This window comes from Arthrobacter sp. 05T423 (assembly GCF_056396245.1).
This window is the reverse complement of record NZ_JBFTLC010000003.1, coordinates 1-25,426: the sequence shown is the minus strand read 5'-3', so window position 1 is coordinate 25,426 and position 25,426 is coordinate 1. Positions and strand designations below refer to the sequence as shown.

The 25,426-nt window shown below is 68.0% G+C and carries 24 protein-coding genes, 1 tRNA gene and 1 riboswitch; of the genes, 12 read left to right on the top strand and 13 right to left on the bottom strand.

Features of this window, described 5'->3' with window-relative positions; genetic code table 11:
• Positions 1–7 precede the first annotated feature (7 nt).
• Positions 8–1,213 carry a glycosyltransferase gene (locus tag AC1DFE_RS03925; protein WP_476904604.1) on the top strand — a complete coding sequence of 402 codons (1,206 nt, stop codon included), beginning with the start codon at positions 8–10 and terminating at the stop codon, positions 1,211–1,213.
• Between the two features lie 3 nt (positions 1,214–1,216).
• Complete coding sequence (locus tag AC1DFE_RS03920) at positions 1,217–2,440, top strand: DNA glycosylase AlkZ-like family protein (RefSeq protein ID WP_476904603.1); 1,224 nt, start codon at positions 1,217–1,219, stop codon at positions 2,438–2,440.
• A gap of 30 nt (positions 2,441–2,470) precedes the next feature.
• On the opposite strand, the gene AC1DFE_RS03915 is transcribed toward AC1DFE_RS03920, so the two are convergent.
• Positions 2,471–2,977, bottom strand: a complete 507-nt coding sequence (locus tag AC1DFE_RS03915; protein ID WP_476904602.1) for a nucleoside deaminase — start codon at positions 2,975–2,977, stop codon at positions 2,471–2,473.
• A gap of 60 nt (positions 2,978–3,037) precedes the next feature.
• Between AC1DFE_RS03915 and AC1DFE_RS03910 the strand changes: the two genes are divergently transcribed.
• The 4 genes from AC1DFE_RS03910 (at position 3,038) to AC1DFE_RS03895 (ending at position 5,759) form a co-directional block, all read left to right on the top strand.
• Positions 3,038–3,871, top strand: a complete 834-nt coding sequence (locus AC1DFE_RS03910) for a phosphatase PAP2 family protein (RefSeq protein ID WP_476904601.1) — start codon at positions 3,038–3,040, stop codon at positions 3,869–3,871.
• A 12-nt stretch (positions 3,872–3,883) separates the two neighbouring features.
• Positions 3,884–4,519, top strand: coding sequence for a uracil phosphoribosyltransferase (upp, locus tag AC1DFE_RS03905; RefSeq protein ID WP_476904600.1), 636 nt, complete (start codon positions 3,884–3,886; stop codon positions 4,517–4,519).
• A 117-nt stretch (positions 4,520–4,636) separates the two neighbouring features.
• Positions 4,637–5,014, top strand: coding sequence for a VOC family protein (locus AC1DFE_RS03900; protein WP_476904599.1), 378 nt, complete (start codon positions 4,637–4,639; stop codon positions 5,012–5,014).
• A 64-nt stretch (positions 5,015–5,078) separates the two neighbouring features.
• Entirely contained in the window at positions 5,079–5,759 is a 681-nt protein-coding gene (locus tag AC1DFE_RS03895; protein ID WP_476904598.1) for an HAD-IA family hydrolase, read from the top strand.
• Between the two features lie 51 nt (positions 5,760–5,810).
• Here the strand turns inward: AC1DFE_RS03895 and AC1DFE_RS03890 are convergent, their stop codons facing one another.
• From AC1DFE_RS03890 to AC1DFE_RS03865, 6 genes are all read right to left on the bottom strand, one after another.
• Complete coding sequence (locus tag AC1DFE_RS03890) at positions 5,811–6,263, bottom strand: hypothetical protein (RefSeq protein ID WP_476904597.1); 453 nt, start codon at positions 6,261–6,263, stop codon at positions 5,811–5,813.
• A gap of 6 nt (positions 6,264–6,269) precedes the next feature.
• A complete protein-coding gene (locus AC1DFE_RS03885) occupies positions 6,270–8,393 on the bottom strand; it encodes a glycosyltransferase family 39 protein (RefSeq protein WP_476904596.1) in 2,124 nt (707 codons plus the stop codon).
• Positions 8,390–9,829: a bifunctional glycosyltransferase family 2/GtrA family protein gene (locus tag AC1DFE_RS03880; RefSeq protein ID WP_476904595.1), complete on the bottom strand. Its 1,440-nt coding sequence runs from the start codon at positions 9,827–9,829 to the stop codon at positions 8,390–8,392. The genes AC1DFE_RS03885 and AC1DFE_RS03880 overlap by 4 nt, the downstream gene beginning before the upstream one ends.
• A gap of 258 nt (positions 9,830–10,087) precedes the next feature.
• Positions 10,088–10,924: an aggregation-promoting factor C-terminal-like domain-containing protein gene (locus AC1DFE_RS03875; RefSeq protein WP_476904594.1), complete on the bottom strand. Its 837-nt coding sequence runs from the start codon at positions 10,922–10,924 to the stop codon at positions 10,088–10,090.
• A gap of 5 nt (positions 10,925–10,929) precedes the next feature.
• A riboswitch (cyclic di-AMP (ydaO/yuaA leader) is annotated at positions 10,930–11,093 on the bottom strand.
• A 94-nt stretch (positions 11,094–11,187) separates the two neighbouring features.
• Entirely contained in the window at positions 11,188–12,801 is a 1,614-nt protein-coding gene (locus tag AC1DFE_RS03870; RefSeq protein WP_476904593.1) for a sensor histidine kinase, read from the bottom strand.
• Between the two features lie 3 nt (positions 12,802–12,804).
• The gene (locus AC1DFE_RS03865; RefSeq protein WP_476904592.1) at positions 12,805–13,545 is read right to left on the bottom strand and encodes a response regulator transcription factor; all 741 of its coding nucleotides are present in this window, start codon (positions 13,543–13,545) and stop codon (positions 12,805–12,807) included.
• A 515-nt stretch (positions 13,546–14,060) separates the two neighbouring features.
• On the opposite strand from AC1DFE_RS03865, the gene AC1DFE_RS03860 reads away from it, so the two are divergent.
• The 4 genes from AC1DFE_RS03860 to AC1DFE_RS03845 all read left to right on the top strand — a co-directional run bounded on the left by AC1DFE_RS03860 (position 14,061) and on the right by AC1DFE_RS03845 (position 18,372).
• Positions 14,061–14,642: a hypothetical protein gene (locus tag AC1DFE_RS03860; protein WP_476904591.1), complete on the top strand. Its 582-nt coding sequence runs from the start codon at positions 14,061–14,063 to the stop codon at positions 14,640–14,642.
• Positions 14,643–15,239: 597 nt separating this feature from the next.
• Positions 15,240–16,115 (top strand): winged helix-turn-helix domain-containing protein, encoded by an 876-nt coding sequence (locus AC1DFE_RS03855; RefSeq protein ID WP_476904590.1) that lies wholly within the window; start codon positions 15,240–15,242, stop codon positions 16,113–16,115.
• 212 nt (positions 16,116–16,327) lie between these two features.
• On the top strand, positions 16,328–16,855 hold the full coding sequence (locus tag AC1DFE_RS03850; RefSeq protein WP_476904589.1) for a SixA phosphatase family protein: 528 nt from the start codon (positions 16,328–16,330) through the stop codon (positions 16,853–16,855).
• Positions 16,856–16,944: 89 nt separating this feature from the next.
• Positions 16,945–18,372, top strand: a complete 1,428-nt coding sequence (locus tag AC1DFE_RS03845; RefSeq protein ID WP_476904588.1) for a D-alanyl-D-alanine carboxypeptidase family protein — start codon at positions 16,945–16,947, stop codon at positions 18,370–18,372.
• A gap of 19 nt (positions 18,373–18,391) precedes the next feature.
• Here AC1DFE_RS03845 and AC1DFE_RS03840 read toward each other — a convergent pair whose 3' ends face one another.
• From AC1DFE_RS03840 to AC1DFE_RS03820, 5 genes are all read right to left on the bottom strand, one after another.
• A complete protein-coding gene (locus tag AC1DFE_RS03840) occupies positions 18,392–19,003 on the bottom strand; it encodes a hypothetical protein (RefSeq protein ID WP_476904587.1) in 612 nt (203 codons plus the stop codon).
• An 8-nt stretch (positions 19,004–19,011) separates the two neighbouring features.
• On the bottom strand, positions 19,012–19,662 hold the full coding sequence (locus AC1DFE_RS03835; protein WP_476904586.1) for a TetR/AcrR family transcriptional regulator: 651 nt from the start codon (positions 19,660–19,662) through the stop codon (positions 19,012–19,014).
• Positions 19,659–21,695: a YhgE/Pip family protein gene (locus AC1DFE_RS03830; RefSeq protein ID WP_476904585.1), complete on the bottom strand. Its 2,037-nt coding sequence runs from the start codon at positions 21,693–21,695 to the stop codon at positions 19,659–19,661. Before AC1DFE_RS03830 ends, AC1DFE_RS03835 begins: the two co-directional genes overlap by 4 nt.
• Positions 21,692–22,423, bottom strand: coding sequence for an ABC transporter ATP-binding protein (locus tag AC1DFE_RS03825; RefSeq protein ID WP_476904584.1), 732 nt, complete (start codon positions 22,421–22,423; stop codon positions 21,692–21,694). The genes AC1DFE_RS03830 and AC1DFE_RS03825 overlap by 4 nt, the downstream gene beginning before the upstream one ends.
• A 67-nt stretch (positions 22,424–22,490) precedes the next feature.
• On the bottom strand, positions 22,491–23,948 hold the full coding sequence (locus AC1DFE_RS03820; protein ID WP_476904583.1) for a dihydrolipoyl dehydrogenase family protein: 1,458 nt from the start codon (positions 23,946–23,948) through the stop codon (positions 22,491–22,493).
• A gap of 129 nt (positions 23,949–24,077) precedes the next feature.
• Here AC1DFE_RS03820 and AC1DFE_RS03815 point away from each other — a divergent pair, with 129 nt between their 5' ends.
• Positions 24,078–24,806 (top strand): FadR/GntR family transcriptional regulator, encoded by a 729-nt coding sequence (locus AC1DFE_RS03815; RefSeq protein ID WP_476904582.1) that lies wholly within the window; start codon positions 24,078–24,080, stop codon positions 24,804–24,806.
• Positions 24,807–24,911: 105 nt separating this feature from the next.
• Here the strand turns inward: AC1DFE_RS03815 and AC1DFE_RS03810 are convergent.
• Positions 24,912–24,985 (bottom strand) — tRNA-Arg (locus AC1DFE_RS03810).
• A 279-nt stretch (positions 24,986–25,264) separates the two neighbouring features.
• Here AC1DFE_RS03810 and AC1DFE_RS03805 point away from each other — a divergent pair.
• A partial coding sequence (locus tag AC1DFE_RS03805; RefSeq protein WP_476904763.1) for a hypothetical protein occupies positions 25,265–25,426 on the top strand: 162 nt, incomplete at its 3' end.

Sequence of the window (25,426 nt, the reverse complement as noted above, 5' to 3'; positions counted from 1 at the left end):
GTCCGCCATGCTCCCCCCGCCGCAGGCCATCCGGCTCCTTGTTCCCGCGAACATCCGCCACAACTCCGGCGGCAACGTCTACAACGCCGCGCTGGCGCAGGGTCTCGAGCAACTCGGGGTCCAGGTAAAGATCCAGCCGGTGGGCGGCGACTGGCCGGTGGGGAGCAAGGAAGAACGACGGCGGCTGGCCGGCTTGCTAGGTGCGGGAACCAGTGCGGGAATCGGTGCGGGAACCCAGACGGGGGAACCGGCCAACATCATTACGATCGTTGACGGCCTGATCGCCTCCGGCGCCCCCGAGGCGATGGAAGCCGCCGCCGCCAACGGCCGGGCACCGTGGGTCCTGCTCCACATGCCCCTGGACGAGCACCCGGACCTCGAAGCCCGTGCGCTCCGTGCGGCTGCCGGCGTGATCTGCACCAGCGGCTCCGCCGCCGCCGTCATCGGCGGCCGGCACGGCCTGGCAGGCGTCCGCGCGGCCCTGCCCGGAACCGAACGTGCCCGGCAGGCCCGCGGATCCGAGCCGCCTCGCCTGCTTGCCCTGGCGGCACTGCTGCCGAACAAGGACCAGTTGGTCCTCCTCGGCGCGTTGGCCCGGCTGCAGGATCTGGAGTGGACGGCAGCACTCGTCGGCTCGGTTACGGCGGACCGCGACTACGCCCGCCAGGTCACAGCGGCGGTAGACCGCTATGGCCTGGGTGACCGGGTGCAGCTCCCGGGCGAACTGACCGGCGCGGCGCTCGAACAGCAGTGGGACGCAGCCGACCTGAGCCTGCTGATCTCCAAGGTGGAGGCTTTCGGCATGGCGGTTACCGAGTCCGTGGCCCGCGGGGTGCCCGTTATCGTCCGGGCCGGCACCGGGGCAGTGGAGGCGCTGGGACTGGGGGCGGAAACAGCGCCAGGCCCGCCGGAAGGTGACGCACCCGCCATGCCCGGCGCCGTCGTCGACCTGGGCAGTGACTCGGTACACAGTGAACCTGTAGAAGGGGAACGGGAAGGGAACCCTGCGGAGGGAGACCCCGGGCCGCTGGCGGCCCTGCTGCGCAGCTGGCTCACGGACCACGCTCTGCGTGCCGAATGGCGCCGGCGGGCGCTCGCCGGCAGGGAACTCCTGCCGGGTTGGGACGCCACTGCTAGGCAGGTGCTCGGCTACGTGGCACCGGAAGCACCGCCTGGCGGCCATTCCTCGCAACCGCCTGCTGATAGAGAATGAGGCATGACAACCCGCGTAGCATCTGCCGGCACCCTGGAAACCGCTGCACTCCTCACCCCGGAGCTGCTCCGGGCCTGGGCCTGGCACCGGCAAGGGCTGGACGGGATCCTCGAGGGCCGCACGTCCCAGGAAGTGCTCGCCACGGCGGGCTGGGCGCGGTCGGTGGGCGGCGCCAACCCGTACCTGACCCTCTTCGCCCGCGCCGGAATACGCCGTGAGCAGGCGGACACGGACGTCCGCGAGCTCAGGATCCACGAACTGCCCACCGCCCGCGGCTGCACCTACGTGCTGGGCCGGGAGGACTTCGACTGGGCGCTGAGCCTGGGCAAAAGCGCTGAAGAGGCGTTCCGCGTACTGGGCAGGCTCGGTGTGGACCGCGGCGAGATCACGTTGCTGGAGGAACAGATCCTCCATATTCTCGGTGAAGCCGACGGCCCGATGGACCCGCGGCAGCTCAAGGAGGAGCTGGGGGAATCGGTGCGAAACCTCGGCGAGGAAGGCAAGAAAAAGGGTGCCGCCACCACGCTACCTACGGCGCTGGGGCTGCTGCAGGCCGACGGCCGGATCCGCCGCGTTCCGGTCAACGGGCGGCTGGACCAGCAGCGCTATGCGTACACACCCTGGGGCCTTCCACCCAGCCCGCTCGGTCCCGAGGGCGCCCGCGACGAACTGATCCGCCGCTACCTCGGCTGGACGGGCGGCGCCACCGTCAAGCAATCCCAGTGGTTCACCGGCTTCACCCTCACCGACAGCAAGGCAGCGCTCGCCGCCGTCGGGGCGGTAGGGGTTCCCACTGCCGGCGGCGAAGTGCTCTGGATGATGCCGGCCGATGTCGAACGCCTCGCGGACTTCAGCCCTCCGGAGGAGGAACAGATCCAGCTGCTGGCCGGCACCGACTCGCTCGTGCTGCACCGCCGGAACGCTGCGGACCTGTTTGCTGAGGAGGACCGGGACCGGAAACTGCTGAACTCCGCCCTGGCGCTGCAGGCGGACCTGCCGGACCACCCCGTCCTTGACCGCGGCCGGATAATCGGGCTCTGGCAGTACGATCCCGGCAACGAAAGGATCGCGGCCTGGCTCTTTGACGGCCGGACGCCTGCCGTCGACCAGCGGATCGCCGAGGTCGAGGCCTGGATCCGGGAGGACCTGGGCGACTTCCGATCGTTCAGCCTGGATTCGCCGGCGTCCCGGCAGGAGCGGATCGACGCGCTGGACTCCGCCGGTTAGCCGTGCGGGGCAGCGCGGCTAACTGGACGACTACCCAGTTGTGCGGTGGGCGGCGAAGAATTCCCGCAGCAGCAGTCCGCATTCCTCCTCCTGCACGCCGGCAAAGACCTCCACCCAGTGGTTCAGGCGGCGTTCGCGCAGAATGTCGAACACGGAGCCGGCCGCCCCGGCCTTCTCATCCCAGGCCCCGAAGACCACACGGTGGATCCTGGCCAGGACAATAGCGCCGGCGCACATGGCGCACGGTTCCAGGGTCACCACCAGCGTGCAGTCCTCCAGCCGCCAGCCGTCGCCGCTGCCGCCATCGAGGGCCGCGCGTTCCCGCAGCCGCGCGGCGGCCTCGCGGATGGCCACCACCTCGGCGTGGGCGGTGGGATCCCCAAAGGCTTCGCGCTCGTTGCGTCCCGCGCCCAGGACCGTCCCGTCCGGACCGATCACGACGGCGCCGATCGGCACATCCTCGGTTGCCAGGGCACGATGGGCCTCCTCGAGGGCAAGGCCCATCCATTCCAGGTGTTGCGGATCTGCCGGGGCCATGGGTCAATGATAGTTTCGAAGGATACTTAGCATCGGACAATGCAAGCGCCGGGAGTAACGATGAAGTCCCTGACTGAAAGGTACGGCAGGTGGCTCGGGCCCTACGCGGCCCTGTGGATCACCCTCGTTATCGGCGGCTTCCTGGTGGTGGTCCTGACGCTCCTCAGCGCCGAGGTATACGACAGCGTCGTGGACCAAAACGGCGTTTCGGGGCTGGACAAACCCGCCCTCCAGCTGGCCAAGGAGTACCGGAATCCCGGACTCGACTCAGCCGTCACCGCCTTCACGAATATCGGCGGCGGCATTGGCATGCCCATCCTGGCAAGCATCCTTGTGGCCTGGCTGATCTACGTCAGCCGCAGCTGGCGGCCGCTCATCCTGGTGGGCGGCGCGGCGGCAGTCTCCGTCACTGCCACCAGCGTGGGCAAGACGCTGCTGGGCCGGACCCGTCCCGACCATATCGACGCCGTTCCGCCGTTCGAGTTCTCGCCGTCGTTCCCCAGCGGGCACACGCTGAACACCACTGTGGTGATCGGCATCGTGGTGTACCTCGTGTGCCTGCAGTTCCGGAAGACCTCGGCCCGGACATGGGTGGTCATCGCGGGGGCGGTGTTCATCATCGCCATGGGACTGAGCCGCGTGTTCCTGGGCCACCACTGGCTGACGGACGTGATGGCCGCCTGGCTGATCGGGGCGGCATGGGTGGGCGTGGTGATCCTGGCCCACCGGCTGTTCCATGTCATCCGCCGGCGGGAGCATGCGGGCCCCGCGCCCACCTTCGAGCACCCGGCCCATATCAAGGGCAGCAAGGCCGAGCGGGAGGAGCGCCTGCAGGCGACTCCGGACGCCGGGGAAGCCGCCGGAAACCGGGGCGGGGAGCCGGGCCCCGGGTGATAGTTTTGACCCATGCGCACACTCGTCGTGGACCATCCGCTGGTCGCCCACAAGCTCACCGTCCTGCGGGATAAGAACACCCCCTCGCCGGTCTTCCGCGAGCTCACCGAGGAGCTGGTCACGCTCCTCGCCTACGAGGCCACACGCGACGTCCGCACCCAGCCGGTCACCATTGAAACGCCGGTCGCCACCACGGTCGGCACCGCGTTCACCAAGCCCACGCCGCTGGTGGTCCCCATCCTGCGCGCCGGGCTGGGCATGCTCGAGGGAATGACCAAGTTGGTCCCCACGGCCGAAGTGGGCTTCCTGGGCATGGCCCGCGACGAGGAAACCCTGGACATCATCACCTACGCGGAGCGCCTGCCTGACGACCTGTCAGGCCGCCAGATCTTCGTCCTGGACCCCATGCTCGCCACCGGCGGCACGCTGCGCGAGGCCATCAAGTTCCTGTTCAAGCGCGGCGCCGCGGACGTCACCTGCATCTGCCTGCTGGCTGCGCCGGAGGGCCTGGCCAAGCTGGAGGAGGAGCTCGCGGGGGCAAACGTCACCATCGTCCTTGCCTCCATCGACGAGAAGCTGAACGAGAAGGCCTACATCGTGCCGGGCCTGGGCGACGCCGGCGACCGGCTCTACGGCATCGCCGGGTAAACCGCACGACCAACGGCCCCGCGTCGCACTTCGAACCGGCGGCTTGGGTCCAGCGCCAGCAAAGTCCGGCGGCGCAGGTCTTCCGGAGCGCGGGGCGCCCCGGTTAGCCTGTGCAGCATGGACTGGAAACTTGAACTCGTCTTCGTCCCTGTGTCCGATGTGGACCGCGCCAAGGACTTCTACGTCAACAAGGTCGGATTCAACGCCGACTACGACGAACGGCCCATGGACGGCCTCCGCTTCGTCCAGCTGACCCCGCCGGGTTCGGGCTGCTCCATCGCCATCGGGGAGGGCCTCAATGATGCTCCTCCGGGCACGGCGCCCAGCCTTCAGTTGGTGGTCAGCGACATCAATGAAGCCCACAGCCAGCTCAAGGCGAACGGCGTGGATGTCAGCGACGTCGACGTCCAGGACTGGGGCCACTTCGTCTACTTCGCCGACCCGGACGGTAACAAGTGGGCGGTGCAGTACCTCCCCAACCGGCCGAACGGCTGAGTTCCGAAAGATGTGGTGGCACGCCGGATAAGGCGGGCACACCGGATAAGGCAGGATGGAAGCCATGAGCCTTCCTGCCGAGTCCGCCACCCTCACGCTGACAGCCCGCGCCGTCCTGTTCGACATGGACGGTACCCTCGTGGACTCCACGGCCATCGTGGAGCGCGTGTGGACCGAGTTCGCCGGACGCTACGGCCTTGATATCGCCGAAATCCTCCGCACCTCGCACGGCGTGCAGGCGATGGATACCGTCCGCCGCTTCGCTCCGGAGGGCGCCGACATCCATGCCCTGGCCGCCGAGCTGGGCCAGATGGAACTGACCGAGACCGACGGCATCGTCGCCGTCCCGGGAGCGCTGCGGCTGCTCGAATCCCTTCCGGCCGGTGCCGTGGCCCTGGTGACCTCCGCGTCGCGAGACCTCGCCACCGTCCGGATGGCGGCGGCCGGGGTGGAGATGCCGGCGGCGGTTGTCACCTCCGAGGACGTCTCCCGCGGCAAGCCGCACCCCGAGGGCTACCTGCTCGGCGCGTCCCTGCTCGGGGCTGACCCCTCGGAGGCGGTGGTGTTTGAGGACGCTCCCGCCGGCATCGCCGCAGGAGTCGCCGCCGGCATCCGGACCGTCGCGGTGGGTCCGAACACCGGCGTCCTTCCGGACGGCGTGCTGCATATTCCGGATTACACGGCCGTTTCCGCCTCGGTGGAAACCGGTGGGGACGGACGCCCGGTGGTTTTCCTTAGGCTGTAGCCTGCATCTGCCTGTGCCCTAGCAACCTTGACCCGGGACCGACTGGACCCGTCAGGACAGGCCGTAAACCGTGGCGCCGCCGATGGTTTCGGCCTGGAAGGTGGCCGCCAGCCACTCTGAGATGCGCGCCGCGTTGGTCTGCGAGCCGCCGATGTAGGGGCGGTTTGCCACGGGGATGAGCTCGACGGCGGCCAGCCACCACCCGGCCGACACCGCCAATGCGGCGCCGGCGCCCGCGAGGTGCAGCACCCGCTTCCCGAGCCGGACCGGGGCAGCGAGCCCCGGCACAACGAGCAGGACCTGCAGCTGCTTGGTCAGGAAACCGAAGCCCAGGAACGTCCCGGCCAGCAGGTTCCACAGGTAGAGGACGGACGTGCCCAGCAGGAGTCCGGCAAGTTCCAGCCCGGAGCGCAGGTCCTCCCGGGACGGCTGACCGGTGGCTGATTGCTGCGCAGGGCCGTGGTTCTGGGGTCCGGCCGCGGAGCGTGGGATGGTGTTGGTCATGGTTGCCTAGTTGGTCAGTTTGTAGACGGTGGAGTTGCCCACGGTCTGGGCGTCGAAGTTGGCCGCAACCCAGGTGGCCACCTCGGAGTTTCCACCCCGTCCGCCGCCGCCCATGCCGCCGCCGGAGATGAAGTAGCCGATCTCACCGTTGGCCACCATTTCCTGGAACTGCGCGAGCGCGGGGTAGGGGTCGCCGCCGTTCCAGCCGCCCAGGGCGATCACGTTGGTGCCCGTGGCGAGTTCCAGACTGGCTGCCTGGCTGGCACCGGAAACGATCCCGGACCATTTGGCGGTGCTGGCCCTGAGCAGCGCGGTGAGTTCGGAGTTCGCTGTGCCGGCGCCGTCGGGCCCCATGGCACCGCCGGGTGCAGTACCGCCGGGTGCGTTGCTGCCGAAAGCAGTGCCGCCGTCGGTTGAGCCGTTGGGTACCAGGCCGGATCCGGAAGTTCCCGAACCGGAGATTCCCGGGCTGGCAAAGCCGGCGTGTCCGCCCAGGCCGCCTGGTCCGCCCATGGCGGATGCGGTGGGACCCGACGTCGGGATCGACCCGGAGTGCGGCTGGGCTGCCGTGGCAAAGGTCCATGCAGTGCTGCCGAGCCCGCCGGCCAGCAGCGAAACAGCCATAACAGTCGCCGTCGCAGTCCTGCGGAGCCGGGCGGGAATCGCCTGGCGTGAGTCGAGCCGGAGCAGCAGCGCGACGGAGGCCAGCACACCGAGGATCACCACGGCCACCCTGATCCAGGGCAGCCAGGTGGTGTCACGTCCCAGGAGCACCGCAGACCAGACCGATCCGGCCAGGACCGTGGCTGCCAGCGTAATCCGCGCCGGCCAGTAGGCACGGCCGCGCCACAGTTCCACTGAGCCGATGCCCACCAGCGCGGCAATCGCCGGGGCCAGCGCAACAGCGTAGTACGGGTGGACGGTGCCGCCCATAAAGCTCAGGATGCCGGCGGTCACCAGCAGCCAGCCGCCCCAGAGGATCAGGGCCGCGCGGGTACGTGACGTGCGGGCTTCACGGCGGGTAAACCACAGCCCGGCACCGAGCAGGATCAGGGCCGAGGGAAGCAGCCACGATACCTCGCCGCCGAAGCTGGTCCCGAACATCCGAGTGATTCCTGCGGTTCCGCCGAAGCCGACATTCCCGCCCATGCCGCCACCGCCGCCGGGCATGCCGGCGCCCATGCCGCCTTCTGAGCCGGTGATCCGGCCGAGGCCGTTGTAGCCGAAGGTCAGTTCCAGGAAGCTGTTGGTCTCGGATCCGGCCACGTAGGGCCTGGCTGAGGCCGGGGTGAGCTGGAACAGGGCGACGTAACTGCCGGCGACGAGAACGATGCCGCCCGCCGCCGCGAGTAGGTGCAGAAAACGCCGGCCGAGGCTGGTGGGGGCGGCCCAGAGGTAGGCCAGGGCGAGGCCTGGAACGATCAGGAAACCCTGAAGCATCTTGGTCAGGAAGGCCAGGCCGATCACGGCGCCCGCGGCGGCCAGCCACTTCCAGCCGGCCTTTTCGATGGCGCGCGTGGTCAGGTAGGCGGCCAGCACCAGGCACAGGGTGAGCAGCGCGTCGGGGTTGTTGAACCGGAACATCAGCGCGGCAACGGGGGTCAGCGCCAGCACGCCGCCGGCGAGCAGGCCCGCCCCGGGACCGGTGATGCGCTTGACCGTGAGGTAAAGGAGTCCGACGGCGGCCACGCCCATGAGTGCCTGCGGCACCAGCATGCTCAGTGGCGAGAATCCGAAGACCCTGCCCGCGAGGGCGGGAATCCACAGGGCCGCAGGGGGCTTGTCGACCGTGATGGCGTTTCCGGCATCGAGGGAGCCGAACAAAAGCGCCGTCCAGTCCTTCGTGCCTGCCTGGATGGCTGCTGCGTAAAAGGAGTTGGCGTATCCCGTGGCTTCGAGGTTCCACAGGTACAGGACGGCGTTGAACGCCAGGAGCGCTGCCGCCGAGGGGCGGATCCAGCGGGGCTGGTTGCCCTGCAGCAGGCGCGATGCCCTGCCGGTCCTGCGGTTTCGCTCCGGAGCGGCCGACGCGGGTGGCGCGGTCTGCGCGGCATTCGCCGACGGGCGCGCCGTCGACTGGTCGATCGCCTGGTCCGTTGTCTCGTTGGGGGGAGTGGCGGTGGTGCTCATGACTGTGCCATTTCTGTGGTCGGGCCGGATGCGTGCGGGAGGGATGCCTCGGAGGCGGCAGGATCTGCGGGAGAGCTGGTGGGGACCTGCCGCCGTCGGAAAACCCAGAGCCGGAACAGCAGGAACTTCAGCGCGGTGGCCGCAAGGTTCGCGGCGGTGACGGTGGCCAGCTCAAGCCAGCGGTCCGGCGTCGTGCCTCCCGCCAGCGCTCCGCCGTGAACCAGGGCGAGAGCACCCGACGTGAGGGCAAGCCCGATCCCGAAGACCAGCAGCCCCTCGAAGTGGTGGCGGGCTGCGTCGCTGTTGCCGGCGATGCCGAACGTGAAGCGACGGTTCGCCGCGGTGTTGGCCACGGCCGTGGTGAGCAGGGCCAGCAGGTTGGCGAGCTGCGGGTCCATCAGGTTGCGGCAGAGGTAGAAGAGGACCAGATACGCGAGGGTGGAGGCCACACCGATGGTGCCGAACCGTACCAGCTGGCCGAACAGGCTGCCGCCCGGGCTCTGCTCCTGGCTGCGGGAAGCTGCGGGGAGAGGGCCGCGGGCCAGGGCGGCACGGAGTTCGGCGACGGGGATGCGGCCGGTGACCATGGCCTTGCTGAGCCGGGCCATGCCGCGGACGTCGCAAAGGGCTGTCTGGACGATGTCCACGCTGGAATTGGGGTCGTCCGTCCAGTCCACCGGCACCTCGTGGACGCGGAGGCCGCAGCGTTCGGCGAGGACCAGGAGCTCGGTGTCGAAGAACCATGCAGTGTCCACGGTGTGCGGGAGGATCTGCTGCGCGATGTCGGCGCGGATGGCCTTGAAGCCGCACTGCGCGTCGCTGAAGTGGGCGCCCATCAGGGACTGCAGCATGAAGTTGTAGCTGCGGGAGATGAATTCGCGCTTCGGCCCGCGGACCACCCGGGAGTTGCGGGTGAGCCGCGTGCCGATGGCGAGGTCCGAGTGGCCGGAGATCAGTGGGGCCAGGAGGGGATCCAACGCGGCCAGGTCGGTGGAGAGGTCCACGTCCATATACGCAAGGACCGGCGACGGCGAAGCCAGCCAGACCTTCCGCAGGGCGTTGCCGCGGCCCTTCTCCTCGAGGTGCACCACCGTGACCTCGCGGAGCTCCCGGGCGACGCGCTCGGCGGCCTTGAGCGTGCCGTCGGTGCTCGCGTTGTCCGCGACGGTGATGCGGAACGAGTGCGGGAAGGTGCCGCGCAGGTAGGCGTGGAGCCGGCGTAGGCACTCCTCCAGGTCGCGTTCCTCGTTGTAGACCGGGATGGTGACGTCCAGGACCGGTACCGCGACGGAGGTGTCGATGGGCGACCGCCGGGGGTGCCTCAGGGGCGCGTGCACCGGGGGTTGTCCGGCCGCGTGGGCTCCGTGGAGCACGTACGGCGGGGTGTGCAGCGGTGGGTGCGGCTGGGTTCCGGAGGCCTGGTCGGTGATGGTCATGCATCAACAGTGGCGGCCGCTGTTATGAGGGTTTTAGGGCGAAGCTGTGCAGGGGCTGTGGAAGTTAAATCGGCGCTCGCCGGCCGCCGGAACCAAGCAGCGTCCTTTCGGAGTTGCGCCGCATTTCTGCACCACTTTGCCGGGCGCAGATGGTGCCGGGACGCCGAAGGGCCCCGGATCCTGGCGGATCCGGGGCCCCGGGCACCCTTAAGCGGTGCAGAAATGCGCGCCGTCAGCCGGTTCGGCTGCGGCAACCTGTCAGTACCAGTTGTGGGCGAGGTGCCAGTTCAGCGCGCCGCACGGGGAGTCGTAGCGCTCCTTGATGTAGTCCAGGCCCCAGTTGATCTGGGTGCGGTAGTTGGTGCGGTAGTCCGCCCCGGCGGTCGCCATCTTTTCGGCGGGCAGGGACTGGACGATGCCGTAGGCGCCGCTGCTGGCGTTGGTGGCCGTGGTGCGCCATTCCGATTCCTTGGTCCAGAGCCGGTGCAGGCACTGCATCTGGTCAGCGGACCAGCCGAAGGAGCCCAGCTTGCTGGCCGCGTAGGCCTGCGCGCCGGCAGGATCATTCAGGGCAACGGGCGCCGCGGCCTTCGCGGGGGCAACCTTGGCGGCAACCCTGGCCTTGGCAACCGGGGCGGCCTTGGCAACGGGAGCCGCCTTCGCCACCGCCGCCTTCGGAGCGGCCTTGGCGGCTGCCTTGGGTGCGGCGGTCTTGGCTGCAACCTTCGGCGCGGCCTTGGTGGCAGACTGCGGGGCGATGGTCGCCCCGGCCGGGGCCGGGAAGGCGGAGATCAGCGTCTTGTCGAAGTTCAGCGCCTGTCCGGCGTCGGCTGTGGCCGCCGCCGTCGCGGCGGCGGAAGGCGCGGCCTGGTCGGCCGCGTGGCCTGCGGCACCGACGCCAAGGAGCACGGCGGCGGCAGTGGTCAGGACGGCTGCCCGGCGCCCAAAGGACGGAAGGCTTGCAGTGAAGCGGCCCAATGCAGTCGTAGGACGGGCCGGCTCGGCGCGGTGCCGGGAAATGCTGTCGCGTGAAGTCGTGCGGCCAGACTTATGGGAGGCGCGTTCAGGGCGCGCCTGAGCCTTAAATTCAGACATGGTGGATTGCCTCTCAACACCTGCGGAGTTAGCTGTCGGGTTCGGATGAGGTCATCCGGCCGCACGGAAAATTCACGTGTCGGCTTCACCCCAAGGGCTGATGCGAAAAGCCCGGGACTCTGGTTCCCCCGCCTCTGCCTGATCTAGCGGAATCCGGGAAGCGGCAGAGCTGGGCGTCAATCCGGAGATGCGGTCCTAGTGGCGGCCGCACCATATCGACGGTACAGGAGGCTTCTGATTAAGTCACATTTAGGTAACGGGCATCACGACAACGGCGCGGCGCCTTGCGCGGGCAGCCGGACGGCGAACTCTGTCCGTCCGGGCCGGGAGGTGACCTCCACCGTGCCGCCATGCGCCTCCACTATGGACTGCACAATGGACAGGCCCAAGCCACTGGTTCCCTCTGCGGAGGCAATCCCCGGTTCCCCCTGCGAGGCCGGGGTTTGCAGGGCCGTTCCTGCGCTTGCGCCGCCGCGGGCAGGGCCTTTCGCCGCTGCGGTTGCAGGCGCCAGGGGCGCCGGCAACGGCGTCGCACGTGACGCGTCCGCGCGGGCGAAGCGCGCGAAGACCTTGTCCACGAATTCGGGAGGGATGCCGGCGCCGTCGTCCGTGACTGTAATCACAGCACTGCCGTCCGCTGAGCGCATGACGCCGGTGGTCACCGTGGTCCCGGGCGGTGTGTGTTTGCGCGCATTCGAGAGCAGGTTGACCAACACCTGGTGCAGCTGCGAGGCGTCGCCCCGAACCGATACGGGTTCCTCGGGAAGATCGAGGTGCCAGGCCCGGTCCGGCGCCATGACTTTTTCGTCGCTGACGGTCTCAATCACCAGTTGCGTCAGGTCCACGTCGCTGACCTTGAGGGGCTGGCCCTCGTCGAGCCGGGCGAGCAGCAGGAGGTCCTCCACCAGGGCGGTCATGCGCTCGGATTGGCTCTGCACGCGTGCGAGGGATCGCTGGCCGTCCGGAGTGAACTTTTCGGTCATGCGCATCAGCTCGGTGTAGCCGCGGATGGCCGTGAGCGGCGTCCGGAGCTCGTGCGAGGCGTCCGCCACGAATTGCCGCACCTTCATTTCGCTTTCCTGCCGCGCTTCCAGCGCGTTGGAGACGTTGTCCAGCATCTGGTTCAGGGCGTGCCCCACGCTGCCCACTTCGGTTCCGGGATGGGCGTTCGACGGCGGGACGCGGACGGCGAGTGCAACCTCACCGGCGTCCAGCGGCAGGCGCGAAACCTGGGTGGCTACCTCGGAGAGCTGCTCCAGCGGTTTCATGGTGCGGCGGATGAGCACCGTCCCTGCCAGGCCGATCAGTACGAGTCCGCCCAGCGAGACGATGGTGATCGTCCAAAGGAGCGACGTCAGGGTGTTCTGCTTTTCCGCGAGCGGGAGCCCGGTGACGATGACGTCTCCGTAAGGCGCTTGGGCGGCCACAAGCCGGTACGTGCCCGAGGACAGCGTGCGTTCAACGGGCACACCGTCGCGGCGGAGCTCCAGGAGGACCTGGTCATCCCGGGCGGACAGCGAGGCGACGGTGGCGTCGGTTGCAATGAAACCGGCGCTGATGACGGTGCCGTCCTCGATCCGGGCGGTTACAGTGCCCACCCGCTGGCCGCGTGCCCCCAGGGGATCGGGCTTGGTGCCCGGGTTGCCGAGCGGCGGCCGGCCGAACTCGCTGGAGCGGTGGGCCGCCTCCGTGAGCTGCTTGTCCAGCTGCTGGGTCAAATAGGAGTCCATCGAGGCGTAGCTGAACAGGCCAATCGCGCCGCAAATGGCCACCAGGAGCGCCATGGCAACGAGGACAAGCCGGGTGCGGAGGTGCCACGTGTCCGGCTTCACCCAGCTTCTGCGCTGGGTAGGGGTGGCACCGGAAAGTTTTGCCACGGCCTACTCGGCCGGCTTGATGACATAGCCCGCGCCGCGGACCGTGTGGATCATCGGCGCGTGCACGGCATCCACCTTCTTGCGCAGGTAGGAAATGTACAGTTCGACGATATTGGCCTGGCCGCCAAAGTCGTAGTTCCACACCCGGTCCAGGATCTGGGCCTTGCTGACCACGCGCTTGGGGTTTTCCATGAGGTAGCGGAGCAGCTCGAACTGGGTGGCTGTCAGTTGCAGCTCGTCACCGGCGCGGGTGACTTCACGCGTGTCGAGGTTCAGGACGAGGTCGCCCACCACGAGCTCGGCGGAATCCATGGCGGCGACGCCGGAGCGCTGGACCAGCCGGTGCAACCGCAGCAGGACCTCCTCCATGCTGAAGGGCTTGGTGACGTAGTCGTCGCCGCCCGCGGCGAGGCCCACGATGCGGTCCTGTACTGCGTCCTTGGCGGTGAGGAACAGGGCCGGGACCTCCGGCGCGAAGGCACGGATCCTGCCCAGAAGCTCCACGCCGTCGAACCCGGGAAGCATCACATCAAGCACCAGCACGTCAGGGCGGAACTCCTTGGCGAGCTTCACGGCCTCGGGGCCGTCGGCAGCGACAGCCGCCGACCAGCCGGCCATGCGCAGGCCCATGCTCATGAGCTCGGAGAGGCTCGGCTCGTCGTCGACCACAAGGGCGCGGATGGGGGATCCGTCCGGGTGGGTCAGCTGGGGAAGGTTGTTTGTCATGGAGTGCGAAGTGGCCATGTGACAACTCTCCGTTCTGGTGTTTAGCAGGCGCTTTGGCATCCCTGTGCGCCAGCTGTGAATCCCAGCCTAACGAGCTGAAAGGCCACGTGTACTCATTTTTCAGGTCACAGGCATGGCTCTTGCGCCGCACAGGCCACGCACAGGAAGGCTTCCCACTCTGGAACGGACACTTCCGCATCCCCTAAGGAGACCGCAAATGAGCGGACAGCAGCACGCCCCTGTTCCAGAAACCACACCCCTGCCCCCCGGCGCCGGAGACCTCTCCCGGCTGGGGCGTTGGCTGGGGAGCGCCGACGCCCGGCCCCACCAACGCTGCTCCCGCAGCTTCCCCTTGTGCAGTGGACCCCCGGTCAGCAGGCGCCATATTTTCCGATGACCGCCCTTCCGATGACCGGCCGCCGGAACCCGCAACTGAGCCGGCCGGCCGGGGCGCAGTCGCAGCCCGGGCACCCGCGGACGGCGCCGCGGTAGGGGGCTGGGGAGGGCCGCCGTCGGCAGGAAAAGCAGCTGGCTTGGCAGCAGGCGGCAACCCCTGGACCATAAAGCGCGGCCTGGTTGTGGCCGGCGCGGCGACGGTTCTGGCGGCGGGTGCCGGAGCCACCGTGTACGGACTGGGCAGCAACGCTGCTGCCGCCGGCGGAACGGCCGCCGGTGCCCAGGGCGGCCTGGCCCAGGGCGGCACACAGGGCGGTTTGAGCCAGGGCGGTACGCAGGGCGGCCTGCCGCAGGACGGCGGGTCGCTGGGAGGCCCCGGCGGCATGCAGGCCCCGGGCAGCGGAACGGTGCCCGAGCATGGAGGCGACTTCGCGACCAACGGACTCGGCGGCATGGGCAGCGGCGTTTCTTCGGCGGTCCATTCGGAGTACGTCATCGAGCAGAACGGGGCGTATGTCACCAAGGTGGCCCAGCTCGGCACGGTTTCCGAGGTCTCCTCCGGTTCGGTCACGGTGAAGAGTGCCGACGGTTTCACCCGCACCTATGCGCTCAGCGACGACACGGCGGTGGGCAACATGCTGCAGAGGCGCCAGCAGCCGGCAACCGGCGACCGGCGACCTGACAGTTGCAGTAACAGCGGATCCAGCCAGTCCAGCTGATTGCTGCGGGAGTAGCAGTGCCCAGCGCAACCAGGCGCTGCTGCTCTGGTTCTGCTGGAATGACCGAAGGTGCAGCCCGAGCCTGAGCAAGAAATTCATCGTCCGGACTCCGGCATAGCTGGACAAGCGGCGAATCGCGGCTGCAGGTTTCCGGCAATTCGGATGTCATTGAATATTCAGCGCAAATTCACCGAAAAATCGAACAGCATTCTGCTGGAGTAGGCTTCCGACCGTCCGGTTAGGAAAATAAATCAAAAAATTGGCCGCCGGCGAAACTGTGATTTATCACACAAACAGGCCGTTTGTCTCAGCATGCGGACAGTCGCGTCCATTGTTACTTGCAAGTTTTCATTGTTACGTTGCACACTTTCAAATGTGAACAAGAACTCAACAGCACCTGCAGCCGCAGAATATTGGCCCAGCACATCCGCTGCTGCCGACATGCGCTGTTGTCGAATGCACGCCTAACTTTCACCACCCCACGAAGTTTTTAGGCATTCGCCCCCAGCCCAGCGTAGGGCGCCCCTCCCCAGAATCATTGCGGGGACCCAAGCATTCGAGCCGCGATGACGGCCATTCACATTGAGGTAAGCATTCATGTCAGTTGCATCCGGATACGTCCACATCTCAGTACGTAACGCCAACAAAGCAGGCCAGACGCCGGGCCTGCGGCAGGGATTCGGCGCCCGCCCCGCCTTCGCCCCGGGAGGCCAGGCAAACAGCGTTCCCGCCGCTCCGGGTTACGCACCCCAGGGCTACAACCCGAACTCTTACGGCCAGCTGCGCGCCGTTCAGGCTGACGAAGCCGCGCCGCTCACCGCACCCACACCTCTTGTTGCCCCGGCCGGCGCCACACCGGTCCGCGCCGTACCCAATGAAAACGTGGCCCGCGGGTTCGTCCTGTACATGGGCATTGATGAGGAAACGGCGGCCGCCGCCGGCACGTCGATCGCCAAGCTTGCCCAGGAGATCCGGGCGTACGCCCAGTCGCTGGTTACCGGTGCCGAGAGCTACGCCGCCGTCGCTGTGGCGCCGGCCAGCGCGCCGGGTTCGGCGCTCGACGTCGTCCGTTCCACCTTCGGTGACCCCACCGTCAATGCCCGGCAGCGCACCGAGACCGCCCGCGTGCAGCCGGCCCAGGATCCCCGTCCTTCCGGTGTCCTGATCGACCTCGCCCGCCGTGAGGTGCACCTCGACGGCGAGTCCCTGAACCTGACGTTCAAGGAATTCGAACTGCTCAACTACCTTGTGGAGAACGGCACCCGAACCGTGGGCCGCGACGAACTGCTCGAGGGCCTGTGGCGGAACGCTGAAGAGGTGCCGAACGAGCGCACCATCGACGTCCACATCCGCCGCCTCCGCTCCAAGCTTGGCCGCCTCGCCAACACCGTGCGTACCGTCCGCGGCCAGGGGTACCGCTTCTACGAGCACCCCGAGGTCGTTGTCTGGGCCGCTCCGGAGTACTCGATCTAGCATCCTTAACACCGCCCTAAAGGCGGCACGATCCCTCGGCGCCTGCGCTCGTTCCTCCCCATCGTCTCCCTCGCCTCGCAAGCTCGGCCAGGGAACCCTGAGGGCGTGGCCCCCCTCGGCGATGCGGCGCTACGCAGAAGGTCGCTTTTTCGCGTTCGGGGGCCAGCGAGTACTGACCTCCGCGGCTGGTTTGGCGATAGTAGGGTGAGTCCATGAGTGCGCACCATAAGAAGCGGCTGGTCCTGATGCGCCACGCCAAAGCCGACTGGCCGGGCGGGGTGGCGGACCACGAGCGTCCCCTGGAGGAACGCGGCCACCGTGAGGCGCCGCTGGCGGGCAAGTGGCTGCTCAAGCACAACATTGTCCCGGATTTCATCCTCTGCTCGAGCGCGCTGCGAACCCGGCAGACATGTACCTGGGTGTGCAGTGAACTCGGCGAGAAGGCCCCGACGCCGAAACTTGAGGACGGCCTCTACGGCACCTCTGCGCTTCGCATGCTTGCGGTCATCAACCAAGTGCCGGACACCGTGACCACGCTGATGGTGATCTCACACATGCCCGGCGTTCAGGACCTGGCCATGCACCTGGCCTCACGGGATTCCAACCACGACGCGTATATGGATGCCGCAACGCGGTTTCCCACGAGCGGGCTGACCGTGCTGGAGACGGAGAAGCCCTGGGCGGAGCTGGATGGCCAGGATGCCAGGCTCACGCACTTCAAGGTCCCGCGCGCGCACTAGCCTCCCGCACTAGCAGCGAATACCAGCCGCGCACTCTTGCGCGGACGAGTAGGCTTGTCCCCAGCGTCGTCTAGTGGGGAAGGGCCGCCATGCTGAGTTCTCTATCCGCCCGGTGGCGGGCCCGTGCCCGGCGGTGTGCTGCCGCCGTCGTCGTTCTGATGATGCTTTCCGCGGGGGCGCAGCAGGCCACGGCCGCCCCGTCCGGCGAGCCGTTGTCCACGCAGGTGGTTTCCAACCCCGGCAATGCTTGGGTCCTGGTGAACAAGTCCCGACCGCTGAACCCCCGTCAGTTCGCGCCGTCAGACCTCGTCAGCTGGAGCGGCACCGGCCATGTGCTGCGGCGCCAGGTTGCAGGTGCGCTCGGGCAGCTGTTCGCCGGGGCGCGAGCTGCCGGGTATTCCTTGGAGGTCGTCAGCGGGTATCGGTCCTACGCATCGCAGAGTGCCCTGTACAACTCGTATGTGCAGATGTACGGGCAGGCCTACGCTGACCAGATTTCGGCCAAGCCAGGCTACAGCGAGCACCAGACCGGTCTGGCGGCAGACATCGGCAACGCGGGCGGCGCCTGTGGACTGACGGACTGCTTCGGGGCCACTCCGGGCGGCCGCTGGGTGGCGGCGAACGCCCACCGCTACGGGTTCATCGTGCGCTACCCGCAGGGTTACTCCGGCATCACCGGCTACACGTATGAGCCCTGGCACCTGAGGTTCGTCGGCGTTCCGCTGGCCACGGACATGACGAGCCGGGGCATCCCCACCATGGAACAGTACTTTTCCGCCCGGCCCACCATCAGGAGCGGGGCCGACGTGCTCGCCGCCGATTCCGGCGGCGTGCTGTGGTCCTATCCGGCCAACGGCCGGGGCGGGTTCGGCACGCGCGTGCGGATCGGACCCGGCTGGTCAGGGCTTAAAGCCGGCTTCGTCGCCGACTGGAATGCCGACGGCGTGAACGACATCGTGGCCCAATGGAAGACCGGGACGCTCAGCGTGTACCGCGGCAAACTCTCGGGTGGCTTCCTGAGCCCCATGCGCGTAGGCAGCGGCGGTTGGCAGTCCATTAACGTCACCGTGGGCAAGTGGCACAACGGCCAGCGTTACCCGGGCGTGGTAGGCACGGCAGTAGACGGCGCCATGTACTTCTACCCGAACGTTTCGGGCGGTGCACTCAGCGCGCAGCTACGGATCGGGCACGGATTTCAGGGCATGAAGTTGGCCATGGCTGATTTCGACAATGACCGCCGGCAGGACCTGCTGGTCACCACGGCGTCAGGCGACCTCCTGCTGTACCGGTCCGACGGCGCAGGAAAATTCACCGCGGAAACCCGCCGCCGGGTGGGAACCGGCTGGAACGCGCTGGCCCAGTCGCATGCGTCGTTTGGGTTTCAGGGACCGGGCACCCGGGGACTCACCGCGAAGGCCACCGACGGACGCCTCTTGTACTACGGCCTGGGGAACAGTCAGTTCACGGGCCTGCGGCCCGTCGGGCCCGGCTGGCAGTCGTTCAACATCTTCCGGTAGCCGGCCTCCGTGGCCGCTGTTAGCGGCGGGGCGTCCTTGCATCTGAGCGCTGGTCCGGCGTCCGCGGGGCTGGCTGCTGCCGAACAGCGCCCTGGGCCGATTGCCGGGCGCCCGCGGGAAGCCTGGCCGCAGGACGGGCTTGTGCTGCGGTGGCGCGGGCCGGACCCGCGCTCCGTGGTCGGGCCGTGCTCCGGGGCCCGGCCGTGGCCGTGGGGCGCGTGAGTTCTCTCCGGCGCAGCCGCCTGCGGGACGGCCAGACCGCCGCGCAGAACAGCACCAGCAGGGTCAGCACCCCCGAGGCCGCCGCAAGGTAGAAGTAGATGTCCGAGTCGCGGGTGGTTATGGCCGGGCCCAGGCTCGCGGGGCCCTGGTTGAAGGCGAGTCCCCACATGCGCAGGAAGGCGATGCTGCAGCCGATAAACAGGCTGGTTCCGGCCCCGCCCGCCAGCAGGGCAAGGTAGCGGTGACGGGCAAAGGCCTCGGCCACGGAGGCCACATAACCCACCGCCACGGCGCCGAGGAGGGCAACGAGTGCGGCCTCTTCCAGCGTGTAGGCGGTCAGCACGAGGAGTCCGGCCGCTGCGCAGTACGCACCGATCGCCGTCTTTCCGCTGTTACCCATGTGGCCCATGGGACTAATCATCCACGAGGTTCGGGCCCCTTCAGCACGTAGCCGCGCATAATTGTCATGATGGCTGCAACGCTTTGGTCACGGCTCCGCTCGGGGTTGTACGTCTGCCGGTCAAGCCCCACCACGAAGCAGGCGCCAAACACTGCCGCTTCCAGGCTGCCGCGCGAGATGGACGCGTCCACCGGGTACTGTGCCGCCACGCTCTCGATCGCCGTGCCAATCACCTGCAGCAGCCGGGCCCGGAGTTCGGTGAAGGTGTCCTGCCACTCGCTCGGGGTTCGCCACTGCTCGCCCACCCACAGCCTGGCGAAGGACGGATACTCGGCCATGAAGTCCATGGCCTGGCCGATCATCGCCTCCATGCCGGCCAACGGGTCTGCCGCTCCGCCCTTCTCGCTGAGCAGCCGTGCCTCGAGGATGTCCACGCCGTGCCGCAGCAGCTGCGCGATCAGGTCCGACTTGCTGCCGAAGTTGTAGTAGACGGTCCCTTTGGACACGCCGGCCGCCGCGGCGATCTCGTCCACCGTGACACCTGACGCGCCGCGTTCACCGATCAGGTCCATGGACGCCTCGAACAGCTTCTGCTTCGTGGCGTTGGTCCGGCCGGGGCGGAGCTTCCTGGGTGCTACGGGTTCCTGGTCCGCCTCCAATGTGCTCATACGGCGATCTCCGGTTTCAGGGTCTTAAGGGTCCAGAACTTGTTCTTGCGGACAGCCAGCGTCGACAGGGCTACCCCCAGCAAAGTGTAGCCAAACAGCCCCGCCGCGGTGGCCGGGATCTGGGCCAGGTCGGCGCCGTAGACCAGGTGCCGCATGCCGTCCACCACGTACCCCATGGGCAGGACCCGGTGGACGGCGTGCAGCGGCTCCGGCGTGGTCTGCCAGGGGAAAGTGCCGCCCGAGGAGACCAGCTGCAGCACGAGCAGGATGAGCACCACCAGCTTTCCCGGGGACCCGAGCAGCGCCACAACGCCCTGGATGATGGCGCTGAACGCCATGGCCGCTGCCAGCAGGAACAGCCACATCAGCCACGGATGGGCAGGATGCAGTCCAAGGCCCACGTTGACGACGACGGTGAGCAGGCTCGCCTGCACAGCGGACACCGCCAGGAACGGAAGCCAGCCCCCGGCGGCGATCTTCCAGGCCGGCGCATTGGAGGCCAGGGCGCGCTGGGTGATGGGCCGCATGGCCTGGACCAGCATGAAGATGCCGATCCACAGGGCCAGGGTCATGAAGAAGGGAGCGAGTCCTGCACCGTAGGAGCCGGCCTTTGCCTGCGAGACGTTGCTGACCGCCACGGGGTCGGACATCACAGCCGAGAGGCTGCTTTTCTGCGAGTCATCGGGGTGGGGGACCTTGCCGGCCCCCTGGGACAGCCCGTCAGCCAGCTTCCCGGCACCGGCCGCGGCGGTGCCCGCTCCGCTCTCCAGCTGCGCCGCACCGTCGTCGAGCTTCTGGGCACCTGCCGACAGTGCAGCGGAACCGTTCACCGCCGTCTGCTCTCCGGAAGCGAGCGTCGCGGCCGCGGCCGCCAGCCGGTCTGCCCCGGCGGACGCCGTCGAGATGCCGCCCGTCAGTGCCGGGGCGGCGGCGGCCAGGCGCGCCGCACCCGCGCTGACCGCTGCTGATCCGTCGGAAAGCTGCTGGATCTGCGCGGCGTCTGCCTGGATCTTCGCCTTCGCATCGCTGGCAGGGCCGGAGGCGGCCCCGGCATCGACTTCCGCCAGTACCTTGTCCGCTTGTTCCTGGGTCAGGACGCCGGCGGCCACCAGCTTGTTGTTGCTCTCCTGCACACGGCCGCGGAGGCCGTTTTCAGCTGCCTCGAGCTGCCCGACGGCGTCCTGCACCTTGCTGTTGAGCGCCGAGTTTCCCGCCGCAACCTGGGCAGCACCATCGGCCAGTTTCTGCGAGTGCGCCGGAAGCCCGGCCGTCCTGTCCCGCAGCTCGGCCAGTCCTCCGCTCAGCTCCCCGGCACCGGCCGAAAGCTTGTTGGCACCGTCGCGCAGCCTGACCTGGCCGCCATAGAGATCGGCCGCCCCGGTCTCCAGCGTCCCGGTCCCCTGATGCAGGGTGACCGCGCCGTCGTGCAGCCGGGTGACGCCGCCGGCCAGCTGGGCGGCGCCGTCGGCTGCCTTGACCATCTGGGTGTGGATGGTGCCGAATCCGGTGAGCAGCTGGTTGGCCGTCTCCGCGCCGACTTCCTTGGCCACCGAGGCATGGACGGCCGTGGTCAGCTTGTCCACGATGGTGCTGAGCAGATAGTTGTTGGCGTCGTTCGTGGTCACGTTGAGCATGGCCTGTGTCGCCGCATCGAAGCTGCCCGGGGAAGCCAGGTTGGCGGAGAAGTCCTGGGGGATCCTGAGGGCGAACGCGTATTTCCCGTCGCTGACGCCCTGCTCCGCCTCCGCGGCGGACGGGACCCGCTGCCAGTTGAACACATGCCCGTCCACGAGGCTGTCCGCCACCTTCTGCCCGGCCTCCAGCCGCGTTCCGTCGCCGGCGGCCGCCCCGGTGTCCTCCACCACGAGTGCGGCGTCGATCCGGTCGAGGTTGCCGTACGGATTCCAGTTGGCGTAAAGGTACACGGCGCCGTAGAGCAGCGGCACCAGGGTCAGGGCCAGAATGGTCAGCTTGGGCAGCAGCCCGCCGGTCATCCGCTTGAGTTCGGAGCGCGCCAGGCGCAGAACAGTCACTGCGCCACCTCCTCTGCCTTGCTGGAGTTTTTGTCCAGATATTCGGACTTCAGGGGCGTTTTGGGGCCATTATCTGCACAAAAACTCCCCTCGGAGGGACGACGGCGGGCGGCGTTGCCTATCGCGGCAGACGGTCCGGTCCAGCCGTCCGGGAGGGCAGTGACGGTTGCGACGACGGCGAGTGGCCGGCCGCCGTCGTACGCCACCTCCCTGAGCCGCGGCAGCCAGCCGGCGGGGTCGGCGCCGTGCCGGTCGGGGGAGTCCGCCACGAGGAGGTCCGTTCCGGGGTTGGCGAGAGCCAGTGCCGTGAGGAGCTCGGTGCGGCGCGCCGGCGGGAGCTGCTCCGTCCACATGCCGGCGACATCCTCGAAGCGGTTGACCTTCAGCCACGGCCTGCTGAGAAGGGCGCCGCGGTAGCGCCGGGGAACCAGGGCAAGATCCTCGGTTACCAGGTCCGCGACGCTGAGGTGCTGCTCGGGTTCGTTGACGCCGGGGGAGTCCACTAGGGCGCTGGAGCGCCGCAGCTGCCTGATCCCGGCAGCGCCGTCCCAGCTGGCAGTACCGCCGTCGGGCTTCATCCGGCCACTGAGAACAAGCGCCAGGGCCGTGCGCTGGTCCTGTCGGTCACCGGTCACCAGCAGCAGTTCGCCGCGGGCCACCTGCAGGGAAGTCGGCGGCAGGAGGTCAAGCCGCCGGCCTTTCACGCTGAGCTGTCGCGTGCAGAGCAAAGGGAGCCTTTCGCAGAAGTTGTCTGCATCAAGGCTAACCGAACTGACTGGTCAGTTCAAATAACTGTCAGAGGCCGTACTTCTCCAGCAGCCGCAGCCAGACCTCGCTGATGGTGGGGTACGAGGGAACCGCGTGCCAGAGCCGGTCCAGCGGAACCTGCCCGACGACAGCGATCGTCGCGGCATGCAGGAGTTCGGCGACGTCGGGCCCGGCGAAGGTTGCCCCCAGAAGCACCTTGCGGTCCTCATCCACCACGAGCTGCGCCCAGCCCTTGTAATTCCGGGCGTGCAGCGAGGAACCGGCCACTTCGATGGGCAGCTCCACGGATGTGGCGTTGTAGCCGTCCTTGCGGGCCTGCTCGAGCGACCTGCCGACGTTGGCCAGTTCGGGGTCGGTGAACACCACGTTGGGAATGGCGTGTTCGTCGGCTGTCTGCGCATACCGGCTCCACGGCTCCGGTTCCCCGCGAAGCTCGCCCTTGGCCCGGGCAGCAATGGCCGCGCCGGTGGCCCGCGCCTCGTACTTGCCCTGGTGGGTAAGCAGGGCCTTGCCCGCCGCGTCGCCCACCGCGTACAGCCACGGACCGCCGTCGTTCCCCGATGCCCCGTCTACCAGGCCGGTCGAGTCGGTGCGGACGGTCAGCGGCTTGCCGTCGCTGGCGGCCAGCCCCACACTGTCGAGCCCCAGCTCATCGAGGGCGGGGCGCCGGCCGGTCGACACCAGCAGCTTGTCCACCGTGACGGTGTCGCCGCCGTCGAGCGTGAGCGTCAGGGAACCGTCGGAATTCCTGTGGACGCTGCGGGTCTTGGTATCGAGCCGGAGCTCCACTCCGTCGGCCCGCAGGCCGGAAGCCACCAGTTCCGCGGCCTCAGCCGGAAAGTTGCGCAGCAGCCCGCTGCGCGCCACGAGCGTGACAGCGGACCCGAGGCGGGCAAAGGCCTGGGCAAGCTCCGTGCCCGCAACACCGCCGCCCAGCACGCCGAGCCGCCCGGGGACCTCCTTAGCCGAGGTCGCCTCCCTCGTGCCCCAGTATTCGACCTCGGACAGGCCGTCCACGGGCGGCTGGTTGGGGGTGGATCCGTTGGCAAGCACGACGGCGTGACGCGCCGTGAGTGCGTAGTCGTCACCGTCCAGCCCGGCTACTCCTACTGTCCGCTCGCCGGTCATCCGTGCCCGGCCCCGGATCAGTTCGATGCCTGCGCCCTCCACCCATTCCACCTGGCTGGCATCCTGCCAGTGGGAGGTGAAGGAGTCGCGCCGTTTGAGCACAGCTGCCGCGTCCAGCGTCCCGGTCACGGCTTCGCTGGCCCCGGGAACTGCCTGGGCGCCGTGCAGCGCGGTGCCGGGGCGCAGCAGCGCCTTGGATGGCATGCAGGCCCAGTAGGAACACTCCCCGCCCACCAGCTCGGCTTCCACCAGGACCGCCGTCAGGCCGCCCTGCACCACCCGGTCCGCGGCGTTTTCCCCTGCCGCGCCGGCGCCGATCACAATGACATCGAATTCCCGTTCAACAAGACGTGGCATGGCAACAGACTACGCCCACGCCTGCCGGAGATTTTGGCTGCCGTGGCTGTCACAATGGACCGGCCGTTCCGGGGACGTGGGACATCCGTTACGGTGAGGAAAAGTACGGACAGTGCAAAGGAGCCCTCCATGCAGCCCTCCAACGTGGTTCCGCCGGCCCGTTTCAGCGCCCAGGCCCGCCTGCGTGCCCTGCAGTCGGACATCATGGAGCTGATCCTGGACCGTGAACTGGAGCCCGGGGATGCCCTTCCCACCGAGAACGAGCTGTGCCTGGCCCTCGGCGTCGGCCGGAACACGCTCCGTGAATCATTGAAGGTCCTGCAGGCGCTGGGGGTCATTGAGATCCGGCACGGCTTCGGAATGTTCGTCGCGCCCAGTAATTTCGAATCGCTCGCGGACGGGCTGATTTTCCGGGGGCGGCTGTCCCTGCGGCACCATGGCCAGGAGGCGCGGCAGCTGGTTGACGTCCGGCAGGCGCTGGAGGCGGGGCTTATCGGCAGCGCCATGGATGAGATGACCGCCGAGCAGCTGGCCGCGGTCGAGGAGGCCGTGATCAGCATGGAGCGGAGTGCGGCGGCAGGGGAGGCCTTTGTGGAAGCCGACGCCGAGTTCCACCGCAGGCTCTTTGAGCCCCTGAACAATGAACTCCTGTTAAACCTGCTGGGCGTCTTCTGGAAGGTCTACCGCAAGATCTACACCGAGGTTGGCCCCGGGGTGGAGGACCTGCCCGGGATCGCCGCCCTGCACCGGAACATTTTTTTGGCCGTGGCTGCCGGGGACAAGGCCCGGGCTGCCCGCGAACTCACCCACCACTTCGACGGCTTCCGCCGGCGGATTCTTGAGGCCGTCGGCGAATAAGGACCTCGGATGTGAGCAGCCGGCGCGCCGGCACCCGGACTCGACCGGCATTCGCGCTTAACGCAGAAGGTCCGCACCGTAATCCGGTGCGGACCTTCTCTTTTGTGCGCCCAAAGGGATTCGAACCCCTGACCTTCTGTTCCGTAGACAGACGCTCTATCCAGCTGAGCTATGGGCGCATCTTCAGGTTCCCGGTAAGCTTTCCGCTCGCCCCGAACCTCGAATAACTTTACGCGAGGACGGCCACAGTTCCAAATCGAGCACCGTGTAATTTACGCAACTAGACCGGTCTACGTGACCTTCGTCACTAATTTCGACTTTTCTAAATCCAAATTCCTTGAATTTCCGCGGAAGTTGCCTCCGGATGGGCAGGACATCCGATGTCTGACCGCGAATTGGTCCAGATCATCAGAAATAGCATTTAGCACACACCACTGAACCCGAAGAAGGGAACTGCAATGGCCCACCTGGCGCGACTGCCGCTGCTTGAGAAAGCACCCACCACCCATCCCGGTCTGCTGGCGTGGGTTGAAGAGGTCGCTGGGCTTACCCAGCCGGACCGGATTCACTGGGTCGACGGCTCAGAGGAAGAAAACACCCGCCTCACTGACGAACTCGTC

Coding starts and splice junctions, on each gene's coding strand:
- AC1DFE_RS03925 (WP_476904604.1), top strand. CDS start 8: ATGCTCCCCCCGCCGCAGGCCATCCGGCTCCTTGTTCCCGCGAACATC.
- AC1DFE_RS03920 (WP_476904603.1), top strand. CDS start 1,217: ATGACAACCCGCGTAGCATCTGCCGGCACCCTGGAAACCGCTGCACTC.
- AC1DFE_RS03915 (WP_476904602.1), bottom strand. CDS start 2,977: ATGGCCCCGGCAGATCCGCAACACCTGGAATGGATGGGCCTTGCCCTC.
- AC1DFE_RS03910 (WP_476904601.1), top strand. CDS start 3,038: ATGAAGTCCCTGACTGAAAGGTACGGCAGGTGGCTCGGGCCCTACGCG.
- upp (WP_476904600.1), top strand. CDS start 3,884: ATGCGCACACTCGTCGTGGACCATCCGCTGGTCGCCCACAAGCTCACC.
- AC1DFE_RS03900 (WP_476904599.1), top strand. CDS start 4,637: ATGGACTGGAAACTTGAACTCGTCTTCGTCCCTGTGTCCGATGTGGAC.
- AC1DFE_RS03895 (WP_476904598.1), top strand. CDS start 5,079: ATGAGCCTTCCTGCCGAGTCCGCCACCCTCACGCTGACAGCCCGCGCC.
- AC1DFE_RS03890 (WP_476904597.1), bottom strand. CDS start 6,263: ATGACCAACACCATCCCACGCTCCGCGGCCGGACCCCAGAACCACGGC.
- AC1DFE_RS03885 (WP_476904596.1), bottom strand. CDS start 8,393: ATGAGCACCACCGCCACTCCCCCCAACGAGACAACGGACCAGGCGATC.
- AC1DFE_RS03880 (WP_476904595.1), bottom strand. CDS start 9,829: ATGACCATCACCGACCAGGCCTCCGGAACCCAGCCGCACCCACCGCTG.
- AC1DFE_RS03875 (WP_476904594.1), bottom strand. CDS start 10,924: ATGTCTGAATTTAAGGCTCAGGCGCGCCCTGAACGCGCCTCCCATAAG.
- AC1DFE_RS03865 (WP_476904592.1), bottom strand. CDS start 13,545: ATGGCCACTTCGCACTCCATGACAAACAACCTTCCCCAGCTGACCCAC.
- AC1DFE_RS03855 (WP_476904590.1), top strand. CDS start 15,240: ATGTCAGTTGCATCCGGATACGTCCACATCTCAGTACGTAACGCCAAC.
- AC1DFE_RS03850 (WP_476904589.1), top strand. CDS start 16,328: ATGAGTGCGCACCATAAGAAGCGGCTGGTCCTGATGCGCCACGCCAAA.
- AC1DFE_RS03845 (WP_476904588.1), top strand. CDS start 16,945: ATGCTGAGTTCTCTATCCGCCCGGTGGCGGGCCCGTGCCCGGCGGTGT.
- AC1DFE_RS03840 (WP_476904587.1), bottom strand. CDS start 19,003: ATGGGCCACATGGGTAACAGCGGAAAGACGGCGATCGGTGCGTACTGC.
- AC1DFE_RS03835 (WP_476904586.1), bottom strand. CDS start 19,662: ATGAGCACATTGGAGGCGGACCAGGAACCCGTAGCACCCAGGAAGCTC.
- AC1DFE_RS03820 (WP_476904583.1), bottom strand. CDS start 23,948: ATGCCACGTCTTGTTGAACGGGAATTCGATGTCATTGTGATCGGCGCC.
- AC1DFE_RS03815 (WP_476904582.1), top strand. CDS start 24,078: ATGCAGCCCTCCAACGTGGTTCCGCCGGCCCGTTTCAGCGCCCAGGCC.